The organism is Seonamhaeicola marinus (assembly GCF_008085455.1).
On the sequence record NZ_VSDQ01000409.1, the window covers coordinates 77,919 to 101,306 of the forward strand.

Below are 23,388 nucleotides of genomic sequence, written 5' to 3' on the forward strand. Positions count from 1 at the left end.
CATTCGTAATTAACTGATAAAAAAATATTTAACTTGTGAACTAGGGCTACTTTTTTTTAAAATGACTGTAACTGTTTTCATTATTAGTAGTCTACTAATATAGTTTATTACACATATACCTAATAAAAACAACTATTCAATCAATCAATTACAAAACATGAAATTTTTATTCAACTCTAGAAACCTTTTTCTAGTATTCCTTTTAACACTAAGTTCCAATTTTATTTTCTCGCAAGGTACACGACTCTTAAGACAACCTGACTTAAGCGGCGACCAAGTTGTGTTTACTTATGGTGGAGACATTTGGATTTCTTCCTTAACATCAGAAGAAGCCAAAAGAATAACAAGTACAGCAGCTATTGAGTCTAATCCTCACTTTTCTCCAGATGGAAAATGGATTGCCTTTAACTCTAACAGAGCAGGAAGCATGTCGGTATACATAGTTTCAACCAAAGGTGGTGAAGCTACAAGACTTACATGGCACCCTAGTGGAGCAAGTGTAAGAGGTTGGACTAATGACGGTAAGCATGTACTTTATGCTAGTGGTAGAGAAACAGCCCCTAGACCCTACAATAGATTATGGAAAGTGCCTGCCAAGGGAGGTCCTTCAAAGCTAATATCGAAACAGTGGGCCTATGACGGTGCTTTCTCTTCAAACGGAAAAAAAATAGTTATTGATAAAATAAGCAGATGGGACTCTGAATGGCGAGCATATCGTGGAGGACAAAACACACCTCTTTTTATTCTTGATTTAGACGCTAATGAAGAAGAGCTTTTGCCTCATGTAAACACTACTGATATTCAGCCAATTTGGGTAAACGATCTTATTTATTTTTTATCTGATAGAGATTTAGTTTCAAATATTTGGTCCTATAATACGAAAACCAAAGCTCTCAATCAGGTTACAAAATTTAAAGGTTCCGATATTAAATCAATTTCCGAAGACAATAATAAAATTATCTACGAAAGAGATGGTTATCTTCATATCCTTAACTTAGAAAACAATAAATCCTCTAAGTTAAACATTAGTGTTATTGGAGATTTTCCTTGGGCACAAACCAAATGGGAAGATGTATCTAGATCATCGAGATATGTTTCTTTATCACCTAATGGAAAACGTCTTATTGCAGAATCAAGAGGTGAAATTTTTACTGTTCCTGTAGAATTTGGAGATTCACGAAATATTACTCAAAGCTCAGGAACTGCTGATAGAGCTCCAATTTGGTCTCCAAAAGGAGATAAAATTGCATGGTTTTCTGATGAAGACAAAAAAGGTTACGCTCTAATGCTGTCTTCTCAAGATGGTTTATCAAAAAAAGAACGTATTAGTATAGGTGAATCTAAAATGGCTTGGAATCCTTCTTGGTCCCCAGATGGTAAACATATTGCTTTTGTAGATGACGATGTTAGATTAAGAGTTGTAACCCTAGAAACTAAAAAAATTAAAACCATCGATGTTGGTAATAACAATTTAGAACGAAACTCTATTCAATTAAAGTGGTCTCCAGACTCTAATTGGATTGCTTATGCCAAGTCTAGTAATAATAATTTTAGAAGACTGTATTTCTATTCTTTGGAAAAAGATACCACAACACCTATAACAGATGAATTTGCGGATTCCTTTTCTCCTGCTTGGGATTTAAACATGAAACAATTCTATTTTCTTGCAAGTACAGACGTGGCTCTTAGTTCAGGTTGGGCAAATACGAGTTCAATGACAACTAGACCTAATTACGCAGCTTATGTGGTTAATTTGAATGCAAAAGACCCCTCTCCGTTTAAACCAAAAAGTGATGAAGAAGATGTAAAAGAAAAGAAAGAACCAAGTAAGGACAAGAAAAAAGAAAAGAAAGAGGAATCTCCTAAAAAGGAAAAAACGGATAAAAGTAAAAAGATCACAATTGATTTTGAGGGTCTAAATAGGAGAATCCTATCATTACCAATGCCTTCTAGATCTTACCGATTCATTATAGCCGGACCAAAAGGCTCTGCTTTTATTGGAGAAGCTATTCCTAATAGTAGAGGTGCTGTTATTCATAAATTCACACTAAAAGATCAAAAATCAAAAGAGTTTCTATCTGGAGCTAGTCAAGTATCCGTAACAAATAATGGTAAACATATGCTAGCACGCGTTACTGGTAGCCTTAAAAAAATTAATGCAGCTGGTGCTTCTGGAAAAGGAGGAAAAAATATCAAAATGAAGCTCTCCATGAAACTGAATTACGCGCAAGAATGGGGTCAAATGTTTGAAGAAGCCTGGAGATATGAGCGTGATTATTTTTACGACCCAAACATGCATGGGCGTAATTGGAAAACAGTTTATAAGAGGTATGCTCCATTAGTTCCTTATATTAAACATAGAGCCGATTTAACCTATGTTTTAGACCAAGTGAATGGAGAACTATCTGTAGGTCATAGCTTTGTTGGTGGCGGCGATTTTCCTCAGGTAGAGCGAAATCAAGTTGGACTCCTGGGAGCTGATTTAGTTGTAGATAATAGCAGCTGGAAAATTAAACGCATATACACTTCAGAAAGTTGGAATCCTGGCTTAAATGGGCCATTAGATGCACCTGGCTTAAACATTAAAGAAGGCTATTATATTGTTGGTATTAACGGAACGGAAACAAATGCAAATAGTGATATTTATGAATTGTTAGACGGAACTGTAAACAAACAAACGGTTCTTCATATAAATTCTAAACCAGAATTTAAAGGCTCTTGGAAAGAAATTGTAAAACCTATAAGAAGCGAAAACTCTTTGAGGCAAAGAACTTGGGTTGAGGACAATAGACGATTAGTTGATAAGTTATCCAATGGTAGATTAGCATATATATGGGTGCCAAATACTGGAGGTGGAGGTTATGTCTCTTTTAACCGCTACTATTTTGCACAACAAGATAAAGAAGGTGCCGTAATAGATGAACGCTTTAATGGAGGAGGTCTACTTGATGATTATATGGTCGATTTAATGACTAGAAGCCTAAGAGCAGGTATAACAAATGAAGTACCAAATGGAAAACCAATGAAATTACCCGCTGGTATTTTAGGACCAAAAGTTTTACTTATAAACGAAATGGCAGGTTCTGGTGGTGATTTTTTTCCATGGGTTTTTAGACAGCAAGAAGCCGGAAAACTTATTGGCATGCGCACATGGGGAGGACTAGTAAAATCTTCGGTTCATTATAGGCTTATTGATGGTGGAAGTCTAACAGCTCCAGACAATGCTGTATTTGACCCTATTAATAATAAATGGATTGGTGAAAATGTTGGGATTGCACCTGATATTAAAGTAAGACAGGATGCAAAATCGCTTTCGGCAGGTAAAGATCCTCAACTAGAAAAAGGAATTAAGGAACTTATGAAACAATTAGGAGGGAAAAAGACCATAACGCCACCTAAATATTCTGCACCAGCTTTAGGAAATTAAATTAACAACACTAAAAACCCCAACATAATATTGTTGGGGTTTTTAATTTCTTTTACTTAAACCTTACAAATTTCGAATCATAAAAAGTATAATTGGAAACCGGAATAATTGCTCCTTTTTCTAAATGATACCAAGGTGAAATAGTATGATCTTCTAAATTCTTTACCAAATGAACGCTCTGCGCTGGCGTATTACCTTGAAATAGCATATATAACTTATCTCCTTTCTCATTGGTGGATTCATCACAAATAATAACAATATGTCCGGGGCTTCCCCCGATAATAAGCATATCTCCTATTCTAAGATTTTTAACATCTCCTATTTTGGGTAACTCATGATAAAGTGATAAAGTACCGGAATATGTATAAATTAAGTTTAAATACCTATAAAAATTAGCTTTAGAATCATCTTTGTTAGCTGTTTTATGAAAACTTACTTTATTACCATTAATTTTGGGTCGGTAGCCCTCAGCATATTTAATCCATGAGCAATAATGACCACTAGTGAAATTAAATCCAATGTCATCCTTTCTATTAGTATCCCATAAATATTCACTTCTAACTCTAATTAGGGCATCGGCACATTGTTGCAATCCGTTTTTGGGTACTGGAATATCCAAAATTCCAATATGACCGCGTTGCCAATAGTATTCGGAACCATCATAATTAATAATCTTGCTACCATAGGCTTTCAATTTGTAATTCCTTAAGTACTCTTGAAAAGATCCTTTTGGATAAGTTACACGTTTAAATCCCTTGGGAGTTTGTACCCTTGTTTTTATCGTTAAGCCATCACTATTAATTAGGCTAACTGGTTTAACTGATGAAATAATAGTTTTAGTTGTATCCTTAATTGGTTTTATTTGGAATGCAATAAAGGCAAGCGTAGTTACAAAAAGGATGGATAAAACAAGTTTTTTCATAGAGTCACAACGCACAACATATACCTGTTCGTATGTTTATTATTTAAAGATTTAGTTAAAATTAATGATTGATTATCAATCTTTTTGTAATTTAAGGTTAAAATAAATTGATATGGAAACCTCTTCTCGTTTTGAAGCTGCAATAAAAAAACTATACACTGCTTTTCATAATAATACCTTAAACCCAGAATGTTGTAAACAATGTGCTGTGGGTAATATTTTAGATAATACAGATAGCTGGAAATATCTTTCCGATGATCATGGTAATTTAAGTTTGAATTATGTTGGAAAGGTGCACCAAACCTTAGGAAGAAAATTCAATGGATACTCACCTTTAGAATTACTACAAATAGAAGCTACGTTTTTAAAGGCTTGTGGGTTTCAAATTCCGTTGAATCACACTAACAAAAGACCTGAGAACCCAACGGACAATGATATATTGTTTAATGGTTTATCAGCCACTATTTCACTTTTATGCGAAATAGATAATATTCCGAATGTTATGGATTACCAGAAGTTATTTAAATACAAAAAAACAACATTCGATTATATAGTTCATTAAAACAAAAAACCAACTCAAATTGAGTTGATTTTTTGTTTTTATTAAGACGCTGAAATAAGTTCAGCATGACACTTGGATGCTTATCCTCCAAAGTCATCAAATCTAATATTCTCATCAGGGATACCAAAATCTTCTCCCATTTTCTGAACGGCCTTATTCATTAATGGAGGTCCACAGAAATATAATTCTATATCTTCTGGTGCTTCATGATGATTTAAATAATTATCGATTACACAATTGTGTATAAATCCAACAAAACCATCTCCTTCTGCGTCATTAATGTCTTTTTTCACTTTCCAGTTATCTTCCTCTAAAGGCTCAGACAAGGCCAAGAAGAACTTAAAGTTGTCAAACTTACGTTCTAACTCATAGAAATGCTCTAGGTAGAATAACTCACGTTTAGAACGTCCACCATACCAATAGGTAACAGTTCTACCTGTTTCTAAAGTTTTGAATAAGTGGTATAAATGCGAACGCATTGGTGCCATACCTGCTCCACCACCTACGTATAACATTTCAGCTTCACTTTCATTAATAAAGAACTCACCGTAAGGTCCAGAAATAGTACATTTATCACCTTTCTTTAAGTTAAAGATATAAGATGATGCAACACCAGGATTTACATCCATCCAACCATTTTTAGCACGATCCCATGGTGGCGTAGCAATACGTACATTAAGCATAATTTCTCTTCCTTCTGCTGGGTAAGAAGCCATAGAGTAAGCACGCTCTACCGTTTCAGTATTTTTCATTACTAGTGGCCAAAGACCAAATTTGTCCCATTCTGCTTGAAACTTATCTGGAGTTTCATGCTCTTCTGGGTGTGCAGTAATATCAATATCTGAATATTTTATTTCACATGGAGGAATTTCAATTTGAATATACCCTCCTGCTTTGTAACCCATATCTTCAGGAATTTCAACAACAAACTCCTTAATAAATGATGCTACGTTATAATTTCTAACAACAACAGCTTCCCACTTTTTGATACCAAATACCTCCTCTGGAATACTGATATCCATATCTTGTTTAACTTTTACTTGACAAGCTAAACGTGCTCCATGTTGTAATTCCTTTCTAGTGAAATGTGGTGTCTCAGTTGGTAAAGCTTCACCTCCACCATCATGAACATGACATTCACATTGAATACAAGTACCACCACCTCCACAAGCAGATGGTAAGAAGATTTTTTCATTACCTAAAGTAGATAATAAACTACCTCCAGATGGCACTTCAATTTCTTTTTCACCGTTAATCTTAATCTTTACAGGACCAGACGGTGCTAATTTTTGTTTTACAAATAATAACAACCCAACTAAAGCAAGCGTTAAAACTAAAAACGCAGCTACTGTTGCTACAATTGTTCCTGTTGTACTAGCTAATAATATCATGTTATTCTACTACTTTTATTGTGTTATCAGCTACTTCAATTGTTTCTTTCTTCTCCTCTTCTATCTTAGCTGTTTTTTCTTCTTTTTTCTCATCGTCACCACCAGTAAGCATTCCACCAAAACTCATAAAACCAATGGCCATTAAACCAGTAATGATAAATGTAATTCCTAGACCTCTTAAAGGTGCTGGTACATGCGAATATCTTATCTTCTCACGAATAGCGGCAATAGCTAAAATTGCTAAGAACCATCCTATTCCAGATCCTAATCCATAAATTGTAGCTAAACTAATTGTTGGAATCTCACGAGATTGCATAAATAAAGATCCTCCTAAAATTGCACAGTTTACAGCAATTAATGGTAAAAAGATACCTAGTGAATTGTATAAAGCAGGTGCAAATTTTTCAACAATAATTTCTACTAACTGTACCATAGTTGCAATAGTTGCAATAAACATGATAAATGATAAGAAACTTAAGTCATAAGATGCATACTCCTCTCCTAACCATTTACCTAAGGCTCCTGGTTGTAATATATATTGGTCTAATAACCAGTTTACAGGTACTGTAACTAACAATACAAAAATTACAGCTGCTCCAAGACCAACTGCTGTTGATACTTTTTTAGATACTGCTAGGTAAGAACACATTCCAAGGAATGTTGCAAATACCATGTTATCTATAAATATTGATTTAAAAAATAATTCTAAATGTTCCATATTTTTTAGTTTTCAGTTCTCAGTCTCAGTTAGCAGTAATTACTGTAAACTGTAACTGCCAACTGTTTACTGATTAATGATCTTCAATTAATGCTTTATTTCTTGAACGTTGCACCCAAATAATGATACCAACAACTATAAGTGCCATTGGCGCTAATAACATAAACCCGTTATTTTCGTATCCAATAGCATATAATCCCGTTTTAGCAATAGGGTCTCCTAATACTTTAAATCCAAGTAACGTTCCTGAACCTAATAGCTCTCTGAAGAACCCAACTATTATAAGTATTAAACCATAACCTAAAGCGTTACCTACACCATCCAAGAATGATTTCCATGGTCCGTTTCCTAATGCAAACGCTTCAAAACGTCCCATAATAATACAGTTTGTAATAATTAACCCGATAAAAGCACCAAGTTCTTTACTCAACTGATAGGAGAAAGCTTTTAACACCTGATCTACTATAATTACTAATGCGGCAACTACAGTTAACTGCACAATAATTCTAATTTTCGATGGAATTATATTTCTAATTAAAGAAATTACCACGTTTCCTAATCCTAAAACAAAGATTACCGAAATAGTCATTACAATAGACGCTTTTAGTTGCGCTGTAATAGCTAATGCCGAACAAATACCAAGTACCTGTATAGTAATTGGGTTATCGTCTGCTAAAGGATCTAAAATTAATTTTTGATCTTTCTTTGATAAAAGTCCCATAGATTATTTTTTTAATGATTTAAAATAAGGCACATATAGCTTAAGCTCAGACTTAATCATTGCTGCAACACCATCACCTGTAATTGTTGCACCAGCAATAGCATCTACCTCATTATCTGTTTTTTCTTTATTTAAAGGATCTCCATTACTTTTAGAAATTGCAATTCCAACAAAGTTACCAGAAGCATCTTTTAAATGTTCTCCAATAAAGTCATCCATAAAGAAACGCTCTTTAATGTTTGCCCCTAAACCAGCTGTTTCACCTTTATGATCAAAATAAGCTCCTTGAACTACCATATTTTCATCCATGGCAACATAAGCCCAAACAGCATCCCAAAGACCTTTACCTCTAATTGGAGCAACATAGTATTTCTTACCATCTTTCTCTCCAACAAATAAAGGTAACTTTCTTTCTTTACCGTCTTTGGCGTTAGATTGCTCTTTCTTTACATCTATTAAGTATGCTTCATTATTTTCTTCAGCATTTGTCCCTTCTGTAATTACTAACTGCTTAGTAATATATTTTTTAAAGACGTCTCCTACTTCAGCATCAGAAATAAAAACTGCGCTGCTTTCGTCATTTTCGTTTACGCCCATAGCGTAAAGAATATTTTGTTGCTTTTCAATACGCTTATTCTCATCAATTTTTGGTCTTAAAGATGAGGCCACAAACGCTAATAACGCACCTACTACTACTACCATACCAACGGCAAATAGTATTGTATATGAATTTGAATCTGTTTTATTACTCATGGCTTAAGCAGTTTTAGCTTTTAAACGTTTCATTCTTTTCTTAACATTTCCTTGAACCACATAATGGTCTATTGTTGGTGCAAACACATTCATTAATAGAATTGCTAACATTACACCTTCTGGATATGCTGGGTTAAATACGCGAATCATAATTGAGATAAAACCAACTAAGAAACCGTAAATCCACTTTCCTTTATTTGTTTGAGACGCTGTTACAGGGTCTGTTGCCATGAACACCGTACCAAAAGCAAAACCTCCTATTAATAAGTGATGCCAGAAAGGTGTACTAGCTAATCCTAAGAATTTAGCTGGCATAATGTCTGCTACACCATTAAAGATAAGTCCCATTGCTAATGCTCCTAATACTGAAGACAACATGATTCTCCAACTACCAATTTTAGTGAAGATTAAGAATAGACCACCAATTAAAATTAATATTGCAGAAGTCTCACCAATTGAACCAGGTATAAATCCGTAGAACATATCTAACCAATCATAACCTAAAGTTCCTTTATTTTGAGCTAAGCCTCCTAAGATAGTCTCACCAGAAATAGCATCTAAATTAGCACCTCCAGCAATTTCTTCTGCTCTTTCTTTAGCACCATGAACCCAAACCTTATCTCCAGACATCCAAGTAGGATATGCAAAGAATAAAAATGCTCTAATTGTTAAAGCAGGGTTTAAAATATTCATTCCTGTACCACCAAATACTTCCTTACCAATTACAACACCAAAAGCAACTGCTACAACTAACATCCAAATTGGCGTATCAACAGGTACAATTAAAGGCACTAACATACCAGTTACAAGGTAACCTTCTTCAATTTCGTGTCCTTTAATAATACAGAAAATAAATTCTATGGCTAAACCAACAACGTAGGAAACAATGACTAAAGGTAAAACCTTCATTGCTCCTATTAAGAAGTTATCTAAAGTCCAAAACTCAGGGCTAAAGAAACCTCCAGAAACTGCGGAAATTTCGCCTAAAGCGACATAGTGTTGGTAACCTGCATTAAACATTCCAAAGATTAAACATGGTATTAAAGCCATGATAACCGTATTCATTGTACGCTTTAAATCATCAACAGATTTAATATGCGTTCCATTATGAGTTACCTCATCTGGAGTATATAAGAATGTATGGAAACCATTGAACAAAGGTGCCATTTTGGTTCCTTCATACTTCTTTTTTAATTTATGTAAATTTTGTTTTAAACCCATCTTGTAATATTTTTCATTTCACTTCGATAAATGAATAAAGTGTTATTTTTCATTTCGTTCCTCAATGAATAATTATCCAATTTCTTTAAGCATTAAGTCTAAACCTTCTCTAATTATTTTTTGGTGTGGTTGTTTAGACACACAAATAAATTCTGTTAACGCAAAGTCTTCCGGTGCTACCTCATACATACCTAAAGCTTCCATTTCATCTAAGTCTTTATACATACAAGACTTTAAGATTTGTAATGGGTAAATATCTAAAGGAAAAACTTCTTCATAACCTCCAGTAACTACAAATGCTCTGTGCTCACCGTTAGTATTTGTATCTAAATCGTATTCTTTCTTTGGATTTAACCAAGAGAAGGTTAGTGCTCTAGATGTAGAAATTTTATTAAAAACAGGTTTATTCCAACCAAATAATTCATAGTCATCACCCTCAGGAATAATTGTTATTACATTACTGTAATAATCTAGTTCTCCGTCTGGCTTTACTTCTTTTCCGCTTAAAACATTCCCAGAAATAATTCTTGCATTATCTCCTTTAGGAACACCTTTGTCGTAAATCATTGTAGATATTTCACTTCCTATTTTAGTGACAAAATATCTTGGCGCTTCAACTGCAGAACCTGCCATTGCGACAACACGTTCGGCGTTAAATTTACCAGTTAACAATAACTCTCCTATTATTACGAGGTCTTGAGCAGTAACAGTCCAAACTACCTCGCCTTTGTTAACAGGATCAATTTTGTTTATCTGAGTTCCTACATTTCCAGAAGGATGCGGACCAGATACTTTATGAATTGTTGCTCCAGAAACTGATGCTAATGGCGAATTAGAATTCTTTCCAACCGAAATATGCACTGCACCATCAGTCAATTTTCCAAGTGCTGTAACAGCTGCTTGCAATTCTGCCTCTTTACCTTGCAATGTAAAATCTAAATCTGCAGCCAATGGCGCACTAGCGTAAGCAGAAATAAAAATGGACTTAGGAGCTTTGTCTGGATTTGCTATAACATCATACGGACGTTGTTTTACAAATGGCCAGCAACCTGAAGCTAACAAGTGTGCTTTTAAATCTTCTGCCTTTGCTGAGTCTACATCAAACTTACCGTTATCTTGGTAAGATTGTGTTTTGTCTGCCAGAATTTTAATTGCTAAAATTCTTCTCTTCTCACCACGTACAATCTCTGTAACCTCACCAGAAACTGGAGAAGCAAATTTTACATTTTCGTTAGATTTATCATAAAAAACAGTTCCTCCTGCTTCTACTTTAGATCCAACTTTTAAAATCATTTTAGGAATAATGCCGTGGAAATCTTCAGGTCTAATGGTGCAAAAGTTGCTTACTATAGCCGTATCTAACGTTTTTTCAGCTGCACCCTTAAGGTTTATGTTTAGACCTTTTTTAATGCGAATGTCGTTTGACATATTTTTTTCTTTGAAATTAGTTGTCTAAAAATCGGGGCAAAAATACGAATTAATAACACAATTTTTTATTGAAAACCGTTAACCTTTTATTATTTATACCAATTCTAAATAAGAAAATACGGTTAGGCATCAAATTTGATTATATTTACAGCAAACAGCATTTTCATGTTACATAAAACCATTTATTTTTTGGGGATTTTCTTAATTACGCAACTTGCTAATTGTCAGCTTAAAGAAGTTAATCCGCCTGAATATATTAAGACCATAAATTTTAAAGGCAACACCGCTGTAACACAGTTACCAGTTATTAGATTGGGAGAACCAGTTGTTCTAGAATTTGATGCTTTAAATGGTGATGAAGAAGATTATTATTATAAAATTCAACATTGTAATTTTGATTGGACTCCCTCTATCTTGGCAAAATCAGAGTATTTAGATGGTTTTGATAATCAACGCATAAGAGATTATGAAAACTCATATAATACGCTCCAAATTTATTCGCATTACAAACTTAGCATCCCCAATCAATTCACAAGACGTTTAAAAAAATCTGGCAACTATTTAGTTAGTATTTACAATAGCTATGACGAGTTAGTGTTTTCAAGAAAATTCATGATTTATGAAGACAAAGCTAATGTTGGTATTGGTATGAAACGTTCTAGAGACATTGATTTTATAAATGAAAAACAACGCGTGGAAATAATAATAGACCCAAAATCTATACAATTAAACAACCCCATGCAAACCGTTAACACGCTGGTAGTCCAAAATAACAATTTAAATACAGCAATCTCAAACTTAAAACCTCAATATACAGTTGGTAATCAACTTATTTATAGGTACGATAAGGAAGCAAGCTTTTGGGGAGGTAATGAATACCTATACTTTGAAAACAAAGATGTAAGAGCAGCAGCAACGGGAGTATACCGTATAGATTTGCAAGATTTATATCATAATTACCTTTATACTAATTTACAACGTAGTAATCTCCCCTACACTTACAATCCTGATATTAACGGAAATTATCTTATCACAAATGTTAACAATGCGGATGTTAGTATTGAGTCGGATTATGTTTGGATTCATTTTTCTTTAAGACCTAACAGTGATTTTGATACCAACAGCACGCTATTTGTTTATGGCAACTTTAATAACTACGCTGTTAATGAAACCAATAAAATGACATATGATGCCTCAAAAGGTATTTATATGGCTTCCATTTTATTAAAACAAGGATTTTACAATTATAAATACGTAACTCTTAGTGATGGGACACTTAACGAAGGAGCCATTAGCGGTAACTTTTATCAAACGGAAAACAACTATAAGGTACTAGTATACTATAGAGATTTAGGCGGACGTTATGATAAAATCATTGGTCTTGGTGAAACTACCTCTATCAATATTAGCAATTAAAAGAGGCATTTCACCTAGTTTTTTGAAGCGTACTCTAAAAAATCATTACATTTGCTCATTAAACTTAATGTTTATCAGTCCTTAACATGGTACAACAAATAACAAAAGGCATAAAAATTTCGGTGGAAACCACTTTTGAAGGCTCATTTTATAGAAACTATAAAATACAATATGCTTTTGGTTATAAGGTTACTATTGAAAATCAAAGTAAAGATTCGGTTCAATTACAATCTCGCCATTGGGAAATTCTTGATTCTTTAAACAATGAAGAAACAGTTGATGGTGAAGGTGTTATTGGCAAAAAACCTGTGCTAAAACCAGGAGAATCTCATACGTATACTTCTGGTTGCTTACTCACATCTCCTTTTGGAGCAATGCAAGGATATTACACCATGGTTAACTTTACGACTACCAAACAGTTTAATGTAGATATTCCATTATTTAAGCTTAGTGCTCCTTTTGCTATAAATTAATTCGTGAACTTCTCGCTCCTTTGATTTTTCTCTAGCTTCTATTTAAAGCAAACGACTATAGTTAAAATTAAACATTTTGATTTAGGCTAATTATTATCTTTATTTAAAATTTAAGAAAGAAATTTCACCGATGGAAGGTCAATTTACCACCAATAATTTTGAATTAGTTTTTATTCCAATTTTTCTTTTATGTTTATATGTTCTTTCAGCTATTGTAGTAGTGAAATATGCCAAAAATTTACTAGAAAAAATACTTAACGTTTGTTTCATTATTTTATTGATAGTATATATCCCTTTATTAGATTATTGGGCATATTGGAAAACACCATTTTTATGGCCTTCGGACTTCTATTATAATGATGGTAGCGGAAGTCTTCTATATCCCTCTGATGATGAAAAATTAGGTTATTATCCAACTGCCCAAGCTATCTTTAATATACTATCTACAGTAACTGGTTTTCTATCTGTTTTTTCAACTATTTTATTTATTACCTTTATTAATAAAAAACGTAAAAACAAATTCTACTTCCTAAACTGGATTCCCTTAATCAACAGTTTCTCTATCGGTATTCAAATAGTAAAAATCCTTAAACCTAAATTACCTCAAATACTTTTAATCAAATTTTGGGTTTTCCTTTCCTTTATGTTTATTTATTACAGATTTTTTGCCGGTTGGTTATATTTTTTGGGATTAGATAGCGTTAGCTTTATTGGAGATGTTTTTTACCCCGCTACAGAAGAAACAGAAGCTGCTGAAAATTATGGATATGGTTACATTTATATTTCGGATTTACTGACCCTAATTAACCCTCCTCTTTTTTACATTAGTGGACTACTATCGTTTTTAGTTTTTAAATTAATTTATAAAAAACATATTAAATCATTTGATTTTCAAATATCTGAAATAGGAAAAGACTATCATTCAAATATCAAATAAGGCAATAACTACGACGAATTACAAAAACATTAAAAAAAACTTAAAATCTTTAAATGTTAGGGTAGGAAATGGTTTATCACAACTGTTCTACTGGTAAAATATAAACCCACAAATCTTAACCTATGAAAATTACAAACTTTTTTTTGTGCCTATTACTATTTACTACACTATTTAATTGTTCGCAAACCATGGACCCGATAGAAGATGATGACCCTAATCAAGAACAAACAGACCCAGATAATAGCGAGGAGGAGGAAGAAGAAGAAACCGATGATGAACAATCAAATAATCATGAAGCTGTCAGAATGTACATGTTTGGCCATAGCTTGGTAGATATTGAAATTGAAAATTCCCCTAGAAAAGATGAAGGTAAAATTGGCTACTGGATCTACCTTCTTTCTCAACAAAATAATCAGAGTTTCACATATACCGGACAATGGGGATTTCTAGGAGGACACGCTGGCTCTTTACCCCCTATTTCTGCTTGGGGAAGTGAAATTATACCTTCTGTTTGGGATTCTGATCTTGCCCCTTTTTCTGATGCCAATTTCAACTCAATATTAATTACTCCAGGAAATTTTATGCAATGGCGACCTGCTAATACCCCAGACCCAAATGATAACAATCATTCTTTACTAACAAAGACAGAGATTCTAATGGACTGGACCAATACCCAAGAAGAAGATGGCATGAAATTTTACATATATGAAAACTGGCCAGATATGGCACCTTTTTTAACTAATGAACAATTTCCAGCCACTGCTCAACAATTTTCAAATTATAACAACCATACTATGGGTGAATTCCATGATTGGTGGTTAGAATACTATGACTTTATAAGGTCATCTAGACCAGATGCTCATGTAAAACTAATCCCAGTAGGTTCTATAATTAGTAAAATATTTGAAAATCATCTTGATACTACCATACCAAGTTCTGAACTCTACGTTGATGATGCCCCTCATGGTACAGCTACTATTTACTTTTTAGCCGGACTCACATCATACATGGGTATTTATAACACCAAAGCTCCTAGTAACTTTAACGTGCCAGACACAATTCATTCAGAAGTTAGAGATAATTATAATGACATTGTTGACTTTATTTGGAATGAACTAAATCAGTTTTACAACTCACAAGATTAATTCATTAATAGCTTATTAGTGAAAACACTCACCCAATACTATTGTATTGGGTGTTTTTTTTAAAGTTTTATACCAAACCTGTAAACCTCCCCATCTTGCTCTACATGAAAAAATTTGCAATTAGAGTAATGCACAAACCGATACTCCGAACTATAATCAAAACCTTCTTTTTCTAACTTAAAAATTGCATCACAATCTACATTTCCGTAAGGTGAAATACGTCTAAATCGGTATTCCATCTTGCTTTTGGTTTCATGTAATTCAAACCAAGCGCCAGCCGCAATTCCAGAGAGCCATTGTGCATTTTCATGCACTCCAGCGGCAGGTTTTGGCTCAAGAGTTCCAACCAAATTTACTTTATGCCCTTTAAGTTTATCTAAAAAACACCTTAGGTTTTCGCTTTTTTGAGAACCTTTAAATTGACTAATCTCACCAGATTCAGAGACTTCAAAAGCATAGTTTTCAGTATCAGCCAACAATACATTTCCAACTGTACTCGGTGTAAACCATTTTGACTTTATAAGTTGCTTTTTAATTTTACCATCAGTAACCGAAGCAATTAAACTATCCGTTACAAACCGTGCACAATTACAAGCATCCTTAATAAAAGCGGCATACCTAATAAAATGTTTGTTTTGCATTGTGGTAATATGTGTTCTGGCCTTCTCATAATTAACAGCATTACAAACCGAAGCTACAAGTTTACCATCACCATGCGTAAGTTTAGGATGTGTACCTAAAAACTCCAAAATATCATTTAAGTTTTTTATCTCATCATTTTCTATTTCAGCTTTCAAAGGAAAATACAGTTCATTATCGGTGTCACTTCCACGAACACGGCCTGTAGGCTCTGGTGTAATATAGCGTCCAAAATCATGGTATTCTAAAACACCTGTTGCTTTATCAATTAGTACTAAAGCCGCATGTCCTGCCCTTAAATAATCTTTTTTTCCAACTCCAAGATATCTTAAAAAAGGGGAATACCATTCATCTGCCACCATTACAATAGTTTCCGGGTAGGCCAATGTTAAAATAATACCTGTATTATTCATTAACTATTTGAGGTAAATTAAATGTTTGATTAGCAACAACGCCATCTTGAAGGTTTTCATAAGCCATGTGTACAGAGCTGCCTGTTTTTTCAACTTGAGTTATACTAGTCGTTTTTACATAGCCTCTATCCATTACCACGCCGTAATCTAAATTATATTCTCCAGCACCTTTATGAAAGGATAGCATAGCGCTACCATTTAATTCATTTTTCTCTTTGAACAATTGAAACCATTTTGCTCTTTCTGTTTTCATTGTTTCATCATACAAAGTTGAAGATGACCATATTCTTGGTTCTAAAGGTAATTCGGTAAGATGCTTTTCACTACCATCCCAAACCAATTCAAAAAACTTTAAAGTAGCATTCCAATCTGCAAGAACTATTGTAAAAGGTTCTATATCAGAAAAATCATATGATTTAATGGTCTTTAAAACATCATCAGCAATCATTAAATCTTTTGCCACTATACCTCTGCTTTTTCGATAGTTCAGTTTTCTTGTGTGGGCTATAAAACCTCCATTTAGTACACAAATTAGTCTGTTTTTTTCACTAACTCCAATCCATGTTCCTCCAGACAATTCATCTTTAGGGAATAATACTTTAACACCATCTACAGCATAAAAATCAGGAGATAAAGACACTCTATCTGGTGCTTCATCTCTATTAGAGGTTAGTATAAAACTATTATGTTCTTTGGGAATTATCGTTACGGTACACATGCCATTTGTAGTCTAAATACAAAGTGCCAACTTACAAAAAATATACTTTAGGAAGTTCTATATTTAAATAAAATAACCTGAAACCCTAAAAACTTATATAATTATACATTAAAACCAAAAACATTCTAAAACGATAAAATTAACGCCATTTTATCAAATTAACTCGCAATTAATAATTTAATTATTTTTAAATTTGCAGCAAATTCATTGAAAATTTTTTAACAAAAACACATAAATCATGGGAAAAGGCTTTTTTAATGTTCCTGTTGCGGTTAATGAACCCGTAAAAGGTTATGCTCCTGGTTCTCCAGAGCGTGAAGCTGTTTTACAGACATATAAAGACATGTTTAATAGTAAAGTAAATGTACCACTTTACATAAATGGAAAAGATATTGAAACTGGAAACACCAGAACAATGTCTCCTCCTCATGACCACCAACATATTGTTGGTTCTTACCATTTAGCGGAACAATCTCATGTTGAAGATGCCATTAGTACTGCCTTAGAGGCTAGAAAAACATGGTCCCAAACACCTTGGGAGCAACGTGCTGCTATATTCCTAAAAGCGGCAGAGTTAATAGCTGGTCCGTATAGAGCAAAAATTAATGCTGCAACTATGATTGCACAATCTAAGACCATTCACCAAGCAGAAATTGATGCCGCTTGTGAATTCATAGACTTTTTAAGGTTTAATGTTCAGTTCATGACAGACATTTACATGGAACAACCTGAAAGTACGAGTGACGCTTGGAACAGAGTTGAATACCGACCACTAGAAGGATTTACATATGCAGTTACTCCTTTTAACTTTACCGCTATTGCGGGGAACTTACCAGCATGTATGGCCTTAATGGGTAATGTTGTTGTATGGAAACCAAGTGATAGCCAGGTATATTCTGCCAAAGTGATTATGGATGTATTTGAAGAAGCTGGTGTACCTCCAGGAGTTATTAATGTTGTATTTGGAGACCCAGTAATGATTACAAATACTGTTTTAGCTAGTCCGGATTTTTCTGGACTACACTTCACAGGTTCTACATTTATATTTAAGGAACTTTGGAAACAAATTGGAACAAACATACACAACTACAAAACGTACCCAAGAATTGTAGGGGAAACTGGTGGAAAAGATTTTATCATTGCTCATAAATCTGCAAACCCTAAGCAAGTGGCCACTGCAATCTCTAGAGGCGCTTTTGAATTTCAAGGTCAAAAATGTAGTGCTGCATCAAGGGTGTATGTTGCCCAAAGCATTTGGGGTGAAGTTAAAAACCATTTATTAGCCGATCTTACATCCTTTAAAATGGGATCTCCAGAAGATATGAACAACTTTATTACAGCTGTTATTCACGAAGGTTCTTTTGATAAATTGGCCAAGTACATAGACCAAGCAAAAGAAGATAAAGATGTTGCTATTATTGCTGGTGGAAATTACGATAAAAGTAAAGGTTACTTTATAGAACCAACCGTTTTAGTGACTAAAGATCCGAAATACACTACGATGTGTACTGAATTATTTGGTCCCGTAGTTACAATTTATGTTTATGAAGACGATGCCTATACAGAAACTTTAAAACTTGTAGATGAAACTAGTGAATATGCCTTAACTGGTGCTGTTATTTCTACTGATAGGTATGCTATTGTAGAAGCTACTAACCTTTTACAAAACAGTGCTGGTAATTTCTACATTAACGACAAACCAACTGGAGCCGTTGTGGGGCAACAACCGTTTGGTGGCGCCAGAGCATCTGGAACAAATGATAAAGCTGGTAGCGCGCAAAACTTATTACGTTGGGTATCTCCAAGATTAATAAAAGAAACATTTGTAACACCTACAGATTATAGATATCCATTCTTAGGATAAAATTGAGCTTATAACGTATTGAAAACGACCTCGAAATGAGGTCGTTTTTTTGTTAAAGTATTTTAAAAAAATATTGATGTAGAAAATTTCGTTATATATTAGTTAGACATTTATTATAAACTACAACCCAACTAATGAAACATACCATTATACTAATCTACCTTCTTTTTTTCTCATCATTTGTTTTTTCTGCCGATTTAAAAGTAAAAATAAAACCATATAAGGATATTAAAGGTTCAGAATTCTCTATTTCCTTAGAACGATACAACTATAGTTCTGGTTATTATTCTAAAATGGATAAACTTTATAATAGTATCAATGGTATTTTTAAAATTGAAGACCTCAATGTTGGCAGATATATGATAGCTATTATGCATCCTTCATCTGAAATTTTATTATATCATATTTATATTCCGAAAGAAAACTCTAAAGTTGAAATAAATGTTGAACTAGAAAATGTAAAAATTTCAAAACAAATTGATAGTGTTAGGGTGGTTGGCAAATCTAATAAATGGAGTCATTGGAAAAATCATCAAAGTATGGTTTTTGATGAAACAGAAAAGGTTTGGAAGTTAAAAGTTGACAATACAAATAACGATTATGGTGAATTCTACTTTTTACTAAACAGAAACGAAAAAACACACAGCACGCAGTTACCTGTTGCTTCAAAAACGGAGGCTTGGGCAGATTTTCACAATTATTTAAATGAAGGTGAAAATGAAATAATTTTCAATCCTGCTTTATACAATCATGAGAGCTCCAATTATAAAATAAAAATAAAAGGCAATAATTCAAAATACAATACAGTCTGTAAAGAATTGCGTCAATTAAAATCTTCTATTATTAGTTCGTATTCTAGAACCAAAAGTTTAGATAAATTATATAATTATAGAAATAGTTTTAATAGTGTTTCAGATAAGTTAGACTTATTAGAGTTAACATACAAAAAGGATTTTCCGTGGCTATTTGCTAGCTACAGGTACGACCTCCTTAAAATATCACCTATTGAACTAAAAAAGTACCTTTTGTATAAATCAAAGAAAAAAGATGAATACAACAAACTTAAAAACAACGATGAGAGTATTGCGTTGTTAAAAAAACAAGCCTCTCTCCTACATGGCATAGATTATAACGATTTGGTACTTACCAGATCTTTAATTCAAGGAATTGCTAGAGTTTCATCTCCAATGAGAATACATTTAATAAATGAAGAATTAAACATTCCGTTTGGGTATTTTGATAATCTATTGGAAGACATTCTTAAGGACACAAAAAATGATGAAGTAAAAGGTGAAATCCTATATTTAAAAGCCTATAGAATTAAACGATCAAATCCGAAAAAGGCTTCGGAAATTCTAAACTCAATCATTAAAGATTGCCCAAATTACAGTCAGGTAAAAAACGGAAGAATTAAAAAAACACTCCTAGGTCTATCGGTTAAAGAGGGTTTAAAAGCTCCCAATTTCAACCTTGTTACTTTAGAAGGTACAACAGTTACATTAGATTCTTTTAAAGGCAAATATGTGTTTTTAGATTTTTGGGGAACCTGGTGCCCACCTTGTAGAGGTGAAATTCCCAATATTAAGAAACTGCGAGAAGAAATACCAGAACAAGATTTAGTTATTTTAGGCGTTGCTTGCAGGGATACAAAAGAAAAAGTAGAGCAATATGCCAAAGACAATAATTTGAATTATTTAAATGCTATTTCTAATTCCGAAATACAAGCTAAATACGGCATTAACTCTTACCCAACAACATTTTTAATAGATAAAGAAGGAAAAATAATTAGAAAAAACCTTAGAGGTTTTAACTTATCTAATGATGTTAAGCGTATTATTTATAATGATAAGTAGAGATATATCAATTCGTATCTAAAATCACCATTTTAAAGAATCAAGCACCTGTGAAAACACATATTAACCTATTACTGCTCATATTCTTTGTTTCAATAAACAACATGTCTTTTTCGCAAGAAATGGCCGAAGAATATAACCCATTAAAAAATGATAGTCTTAGAATTGGTAAAGACCCCAATGACCTTTTACCGTATATTCAAAGTGGCTATACACTTATGCTTCCAGAAAACCAAAAAGTTAAAGGTGTGCTCATTTTTTTGGAAGATTCCGGTTATGACAAAAAAAATAACAGTGCAAAGCAAATGTATAATCAAGCTTCAGAAGAAGGCTTTGCGGTATTATCTGTTTCATCAGAAATTCCATTCGACTTTTATTTTAGCGAATCGTCAATGTCTTCAACACATCATATCATAGAAGACGTTTTTCTTAAATATAAACTACCAAATACTAATGTCTTCTTCCTAGGAGCAAGTTTAGTTGGTCATAGAGCAATGCGCTACATTAAATTTATGAAAGAACGCAATTTTGAGTTTCAACTTAATATAACAGGTATTGTTATTTGCAATTTCACCTTGGATTTTACAAGAAAATGGCACCAACACAGACGAGATATAAGAATTAATAGGATCAACCTTTGGGAACCCAAATTTATAAACTATATGCTGGAAACCCATTTAAAAGGCACGCCAGAAACCGTTCCAGAAAATTATCACGATTTCTCATCATATAGCTATTTTAGTGAAAAGAACAACAACATTAAGCTTTATAAAGACTATGCTGTAAGAGCCTATATTGAACCTTCTATAAAATATAAGCTTAAAAAACAATTTAGAACCTTTTATGAAAACAATGCCACAGATATGGTAAGTTTTTTGGCAGAACTGGAATTAGCAGGAAATAAAAACACAGAGCTCATTGTTTTATATCCAGGAGACAACCCTTCTCCCAAAAAGAACACCCAATCTACTTGGGATGCCCTAGACAAAACCGAACTTATGAAATGGATTCTAAAAGAATCTGAAAAGCAATAGACGCTAATGATTTATTAACCTCTAAATGATGGCCTACATTGTTTTTTAAATTAAATTTGAAATAAGTGTCCCCTTTCTGTTTTTTGCGCACGTCTTAATAGTATAACATTTAAAAACTTTAGAATTATGAAAGAATTTATGATGATTTTTATTGGAGCGGATTACACTGATTTAGGTTTATCTCCAGAAGAATTGCAAACAAGAATGGGCAAATGGTTTGGGTGGAATGACAAAATGGAAAAAGCAGGAGTACTTAGGGGAGGTAATGCCCTAACGCCTCAAATTAGACGTGTGGTCGGTGCCGACAGAACAGTAACTGATTTAACATCTGCTGAAGTTAAAGAAATTGTGGGAGGCTACTATTTAGTGGAAGCCAAAGACTTTGAAGAAGTACAAAAAATTGCGGAGGACTACCCAGATTACGACTTAGGTGGTACAGTAGAAATTAGAGAAATTATGGTTTTTGACAAATAATGGACAACCAACTCATAGACCATCTTTTTCGCTATCATAGCGGAAAGATGGTTTCTGTTTTAACAAGAATTTTTGGCTTATCCAATTTAGAGATAATTGAAGATGCCGTTCAAGATACCTTTATAAAGGCTAGTATTTCTTGGCGACAAAAACAACCTGAAAATCCCGAAGCATGGTTAACTCAAGCTGCAAAAAATAGAGTAATTGACATTTTTAGAAAGTTAAAAACAGAGCAAAAACATCTTCCAAACATCAATCAAGGAACGAACGCTATTGCCATAAACGAACTGTTTTTAGATTCTGAAATTGAAGATGCTCAGTTACGCATGATTTTCACAGCTTGCCACCCCAAGTTAGATCCTAGGGACCGTATTTCGTTTGCACTAAAAACCGTATCTGGTTTCAGTATTAAGGAGATTTCTTCAGCCTTACTCACTAAAGAAGACACTATAAAAAAACGCTTATCTAGAGCGCGTAAAACCATACAAAACAAAGCATTAAAATTCAAAATACCACAAGGAAAGTCACTTCCAGACCGTTTAGAGAGCGTTATGGAAGTTCTGTATTTAATATTTAACGAAGGATTTCATTCTAACAAAAAGGAAATACTAATTAGAAAAGAATTATGTGGAGAGGCACTTAGGTTAACACAACTTCTGCTAAAAAAAGAGCTTACAAGAACTCCAGATGTATATGCTCTTTGTGCTTTAATGTGTTTTCACTCTTCTAGATTAGAAAGTAAAATAAATACAGGAAACAAAATTCTTGATTTAAAAAGTCAAGATAGGAGCACATGGTATTTCCCACTCATAAAACTTGGAAATGCCATGATGAACAAAGCTGTTAATACCAGTAATTTATCCTGCTACCATTATGAGGCTGCCATTGCATCAGAACATCTTCGCTCCAAAACCTTTAACGATACAAATTGGGATAAAATTTTATATTGGTACGAGTGCCTTAATACCCTAAAACCAATGCCATCTAATCTATTAACCATGGCAGTTGTTTGTCTTCAAAAGAACAATTTAAAACAAGCAAAAACCTATTTTGATCAACTCTCTCCATTAGACTTTGAATCTAGAGTTTATCTATTTTACGGAGCCTTATCCGATTACTATTGTGCTATTAATGAATTTAAAAATGCACTTACAAATATTGATCTTGCCATAAATACGGTGAATAACACACTTGAAAAAGAACATTTAAAACAAAAGAAGGCCAATATCTTAAACTTGCTATAATATCTTTAAACCGTATTCCGTTTTCATTTAAAATT

20 protein-coding genes are annotated in these 23,388 nt (G+C 33.4%); 11 read left to right on the forward strand and 9 right to left on the reverse strand.

Annotated elements, in window-relative coordinates:
- Positions 1-157: 157 nt before the first annotated feature.
- Entirely contained in the window at positions 158-3,427 is a 3,270-nt protein-coding gene (locus FUA24_RS05590) for a S41 family peptidase (protein ID WP_148540415.1), read from the forward strand.
- Positions 3,428-3,479: 52 nt separating this feature from the next.
- Here FUA24_RS05590 and FUA24_RS05595 read toward each other — a convergent pair whose 3' ends face one another.
- Positions 3,480-4,349 (reverse strand): DUF4846 domain-containing protein, encoded by an 870-nt coding sequence (locus tag FUA24_RS05595; protein ID WP_148540417.1) that lies wholly within the window; start codon positions 4,347-4,349, stop codon positions 3,480-3,482.
- A 112-nt stretch (positions 4,350-4,461) separates the two neighbouring features.
- Between FUA24_RS05595 and FUA24_RS05600 the strand changes: the two genes are divergently transcribed.
- Complete coding sequence (locus tag FUA24_RS05600; RefSeq protein WP_148540419.1) at positions 4,462-4,911, forward strand: Na(+)-translocating NADH-quinone reductase subunit F; 450 nt, start codon at positions 4,462-4,464, stop codon at positions 4,909-4,911.
- Positions 4,912-4,991: 80 nt separating this feature from the next.
- Here the strand turns inward: FUA24_RS05600 and nqrF are convergent, their stop codons facing one another.
- The 6 genes from nqrF to FUA24_RS05630 form a co-directional block, all read right to left on the reverse strand.
- Positions 4,992-6,302, reverse strand: coding sequence for an NADH:ubiquinone reductase (Na(+)-transporting) subunit F (nqrF, locus tag FUA24_RS05605; protein WP_148540421.1), 1,311 nt, complete (start codon positions 6,300-6,302; stop codon positions 4,992-4,994).
- Between the two features lies 1 nt (position 6,303).
- Entirely contained in the window at positions 6,304-7,020 is a 717-nt protein-coding gene (nqrE, locus tag FUA24_RS05610; RefSeq protein ID WP_148540423.1) for an NADH:ubiquinone reductase (Na(+)-transporting) subunit E, read from the reverse strand.
- Positions 7,021-7,093: 73 nt separating this feature from the next.
- Complete coding sequence (locus FUA24_RS05615; RefSeq protein WP_148540425.1) at positions 7,094-7,741, reverse strand: NADH:ubiquinone reductase (Na(+)-transporting) subunit D; 648 nt, start codon at positions 7,739-7,741, stop codon at positions 7,094-7,096.
- Between the two features lie 3 nt (positions 7,742-7,744).
- Positions 7,745-8,494, reverse strand: a complete 750-nt coding sequence (locus FUA24_RS05620) for a Na(+)-translocating NADH-quinone reductase subunit C (RefSeq protein WP_148540427.1) — start codon at positions 8,492-8,494, stop codon at positions 7,745-7,747.
- A 3-nt stretch (positions 8,495-8,497) separates the two neighbouring features.
- A complete protein-coding gene (locus tag FUA24_RS05625) occupies positions 8,498-9,715 on the reverse strand; it encodes an NADH:ubiquinone reductase (Na(+)-transporting) subunit B (RefSeq protein WP_148540429.1) in 1,218 nt (405 codons plus the stop codon).
- Between the two features lie 72 nt (positions 9,716-9,787).
- Entirely contained in the window at positions 9,788-11,143 is a 1,356-nt protein-coding gene (locus FUA24_RS05630; RefSeq protein ID WP_148540431.1) for a Na(+)-translocating NADH-quinone reductase subunit A, read from the reverse strand.
- 165 nt (positions 11,144-11,308) lie between these two features.
- Between FUA24_RS05630 and FUA24_RS05635 the strand changes: the two genes are divergently transcribed.
- The 4 genes from FUA24_RS05635 to FUA24_RS05650 all read left to right on the forward strand — a co-directional run bounded on the left by FUA24_RS05635 (position 11,309) and on the right by FUA24_RS05650 (position 15,114).
- Positions 11,309-12,559 (forward strand): type IX secretion system plug protein, encoded by a 1,251-nt coding sequence (locus FUA24_RS05635; RefSeq protein WP_148540433.1) that lies wholly within the window; start codon positions 11,309-11,311, stop codon positions 12,557-12,559.
- A gap of 86 nt (positions 12,560-12,645) precedes the next feature.
- Positions 12,646-13,032: a Co2+/Mg2+ efflux protein ApaG gene (gene apaG, locus FUA24_RS05640; protein ID WP_148540435.1), complete on the forward strand. Its 387-nt coding sequence runs from the start codon at positions 12,646-12,648 to the stop codon at positions 13,030-13,032.
- Positions 13,033-13,162: 130 nt separating this feature from the next.
- Positions 13,163-13,969: a hypothetical protein gene (locus FUA24_RS05645; protein ID WP_148540437.1), complete on the forward strand. Its 807-nt coding sequence runs from the start codon at positions 13,163-13,165 to the stop codon at positions 13,967-13,969.
- Positions 13,970-14,157: 188 nt separating this feature from the next.
- Positions 14,158-15,114, forward strand: coding sequence for a T9SS C-terminal target domain-containing protein (locus FUA24_RS05650; RefSeq protein WP_148540439.1), 957 nt, complete (start codon positions 14,158-14,160; stop codon positions 15,112-15,114).
- 59 nt (positions 15,115-15,173) lie between these two features.
- Here FUA24_RS05650 and FUA24_RS05655 read toward each other — a convergent pair whose 3' ends face one another.
- Both FUA24_RS05655 and FUA24_RS05660 read right to left on the reverse strand, forming a co-directional pair.
- Positions 15,174-16,166, reverse strand: a complete 993-nt coding sequence (locus FUA24_RS05655; protein ID WP_148540441.1) for a DUF6695 family protein — start codon at positions 16,164-16,166, stop codon at positions 15,174-15,176.
- The gene (locus FUA24_RS05660) at positions 16,159-16,884 is read right to left on the reverse strand and encodes an NRDE family protein (protein ID WP_148540444.1); all 726 of its coding nucleotides are present in this window, start codon (positions 16,882-16,884) and stop codon (positions 16,159-16,161) included. The genes FUA24_RS05655 and FUA24_RS05660 overlap by 8 nt, the downstream gene beginning before the upstream one ends.
- A gap of 238 nt (positions 16,885-17,122) precedes the next feature.
- On the opposite strand from FUA24_RS05660, the gene pruA reads away from it, so the two are divergent.
- From pruA to FUA24_RS05685, 5 genes are all read left to right on the forward strand, one after another.
- On the forward strand, positions 17,123-18,748 hold the full coding sequence (gene pruA, locus FUA24_RS05665; RefSeq protein WP_148540446.1) for an L-glutamate gamma-semialdehyde dehydrogenase: 1,626 nt from the start codon (positions 17,123-17,125) through the stop codon (positions 18,746-18,748).
- A gap of 134 nt (positions 18,749-18,882) precedes the next feature.
- Positions 18,883-20,601 (forward strand): peroxiredoxin family protein, encoded by a 1,719-nt coding sequence (locus tag FUA24_RS05670; RefSeq protein WP_148540448.1) that lies wholly within the window; start codon positions 18,883-18,885, stop codon positions 20,599-20,601.
- Positions 20,602-20,651: 50 nt separating this feature from the next.
- Positions 20,652-21,635 (forward strand): hypothetical protein, encoded by a 984-nt coding sequence (locus FUA24_RS05675; RefSeq protein ID WP_246146962.1) that lies wholly within the window; start codon positions 20,652-20,654, stop codon positions 21,633-21,635.
- A gap of 126 nt (positions 21,636-21,761) precedes the next feature.
- Complete coding sequence (locus tag FUA24_RS05680; RefSeq protein ID WP_148540449.1) at positions 21,762-22,109, forward strand: YciI family protein; 348 nt, start codon at positions 21,762-21,764, stop codon at positions 22,107-22,109.
- Positions 22,109-23,353: an RNA polymerase sigma factor gene (locus FUA24_RS05685; protein ID WP_148540451.1), complete on the forward strand. Its 1,245-nt coding sequence runs from the start codon at positions 22,109-22,111 to the stop codon at positions 23,351-23,353. Before FUA24_RS05680 ends, FUA24_RS05685 begins: the two co-directional genes overlap by 1 nt.
- Positions 23,354-23,388: the final 35 nt, after the last annotated feature.

Bases quoted from the DNA above. Each gene is read 5' to 3' on its own strand.
- FUA24_RS05645 (WP_148540437.1), top strand. From the start codon at position 13,163: ATGGAAGGTCAATTTACCACCAATAATTTTGAATTAGTTTTTATTCCA.
- FUA24_RS05670 (WP_148540448.1), top strand. From the start codon at position 18,883: ATGAAACATACCATTATACTAATCTACCTTCTTTTTTTCTCATCATTT.
- FUA24_RS05590 (WP_148540415.1), top strand. From the start codon at position 158: ATGAAATTTTTATTCAACTCTAGAAACCTTTTTCTAGTATTCCTTTTA.
- FUA24_RS05620 (WP_148540427.1), bottom strand. From the start codon at position 8,494: ATGAGTAATAAAACAGATTCAAATTCATATACAATACTATTTGCCGTT.
- pruA (WP_148540446.1), top strand. From the start codon at position 17,123: ATGGGAAAAGGCTTTTTTAATGTTCCTGTTGCGGTTAATGAACCCGTA.
- FUA24_RS05630 (WP_148540431.1), bottom strand. From the start codon at position 11,143: ATGTCAAACGACATTCGCATTAAAAAAGGTCTAAACATAAACCTTAAG.
- FUA24_RS05595 (WP_148540417.1), bottom strand. From the start codon at position 4,349: ATGAAAAAACTTGTTTTATCCATCCTTTTTGTAACTACGCTTGCCTTT.
- FUA24_RS05660 (WP_148540444.1), bottom strand. From the start codon at position 16,884: ATGTGTACCGTAACGATAATTCCCAAAGAACATAATAGTTTTATACTA.
- FUA24_RS05650 (WP_148540439.1), top strand. From the start codon at position 14,158: ATGGACCCGATAGAAGATGATGACCCTAATCAAGAACAAACAGACCCA.
- FUA24_RS05680 (WP_148540449.1), top strand. From the start codon at position 21,762: ATGAAAGAATTTATGATGATTTTTATTGGAGCGGATTACACTGATTTA.
- apaG (WP_148540435.1), top strand. From the start codon at position 12,646: ATGGTACAACAAATAACAAAAGGCATAAAAATTTCGGTGGAAACCACT.
- FUA24_RS05625 (WP_148540429.1), bottom strand. From the start codon at position 9,715: ATGGGTTTAAAACAAAATTTACATAAATTAAAAAAGAAGTATGAAGGA.
- FUA24_RS05655 (WP_148540441.1), bottom strand. From the start codon at position 16,166: ATGAATAATACAGGTATTATTTTAACATTGGCCTACCCGGAAACTATT.
- FUA24_RS05635 (WP_148540433.1), top strand. From the start codon at position 11,309: ATGTTACATAAAACCATTTATTTTTTGGGGATTTTCTTAATTACGCAA.
- FUA24_RS05600 (WP_148540419.1), top strand. From the start codon at position 4,462: ATGGAAACCTCTTCTCGTTTTGAAGCTGCAATAAAAAAACTATACACT.
- nqrF (WP_148540421.1), bottom strand. From the start codon at position 6,302: ATGATATTATTAGCTAGTACAACAGGAACAATTGTAGCAACAGTAGCT.
- FUA24_RS05685 (WP_148540451.1), top strand. From the start codon at position 22,109: ATGGACAACCAACTCATAGACCATCTTTTTCGCTATCATAGCGGAAAG.
- nqrE (WP_148540423.1), bottom strand. From the start codon at position 7,020: ATGGAACATTTAGAATTATTTTTTAAATCAATATTTATAGATAACATG.
- FUA24_RS05615 (WP_148540425.1), bottom strand. From the start codon at position 7,741: ATGGGACTTTTATCAAAGAAAGATCAAAAATTAATTTTAGATCCTTTA.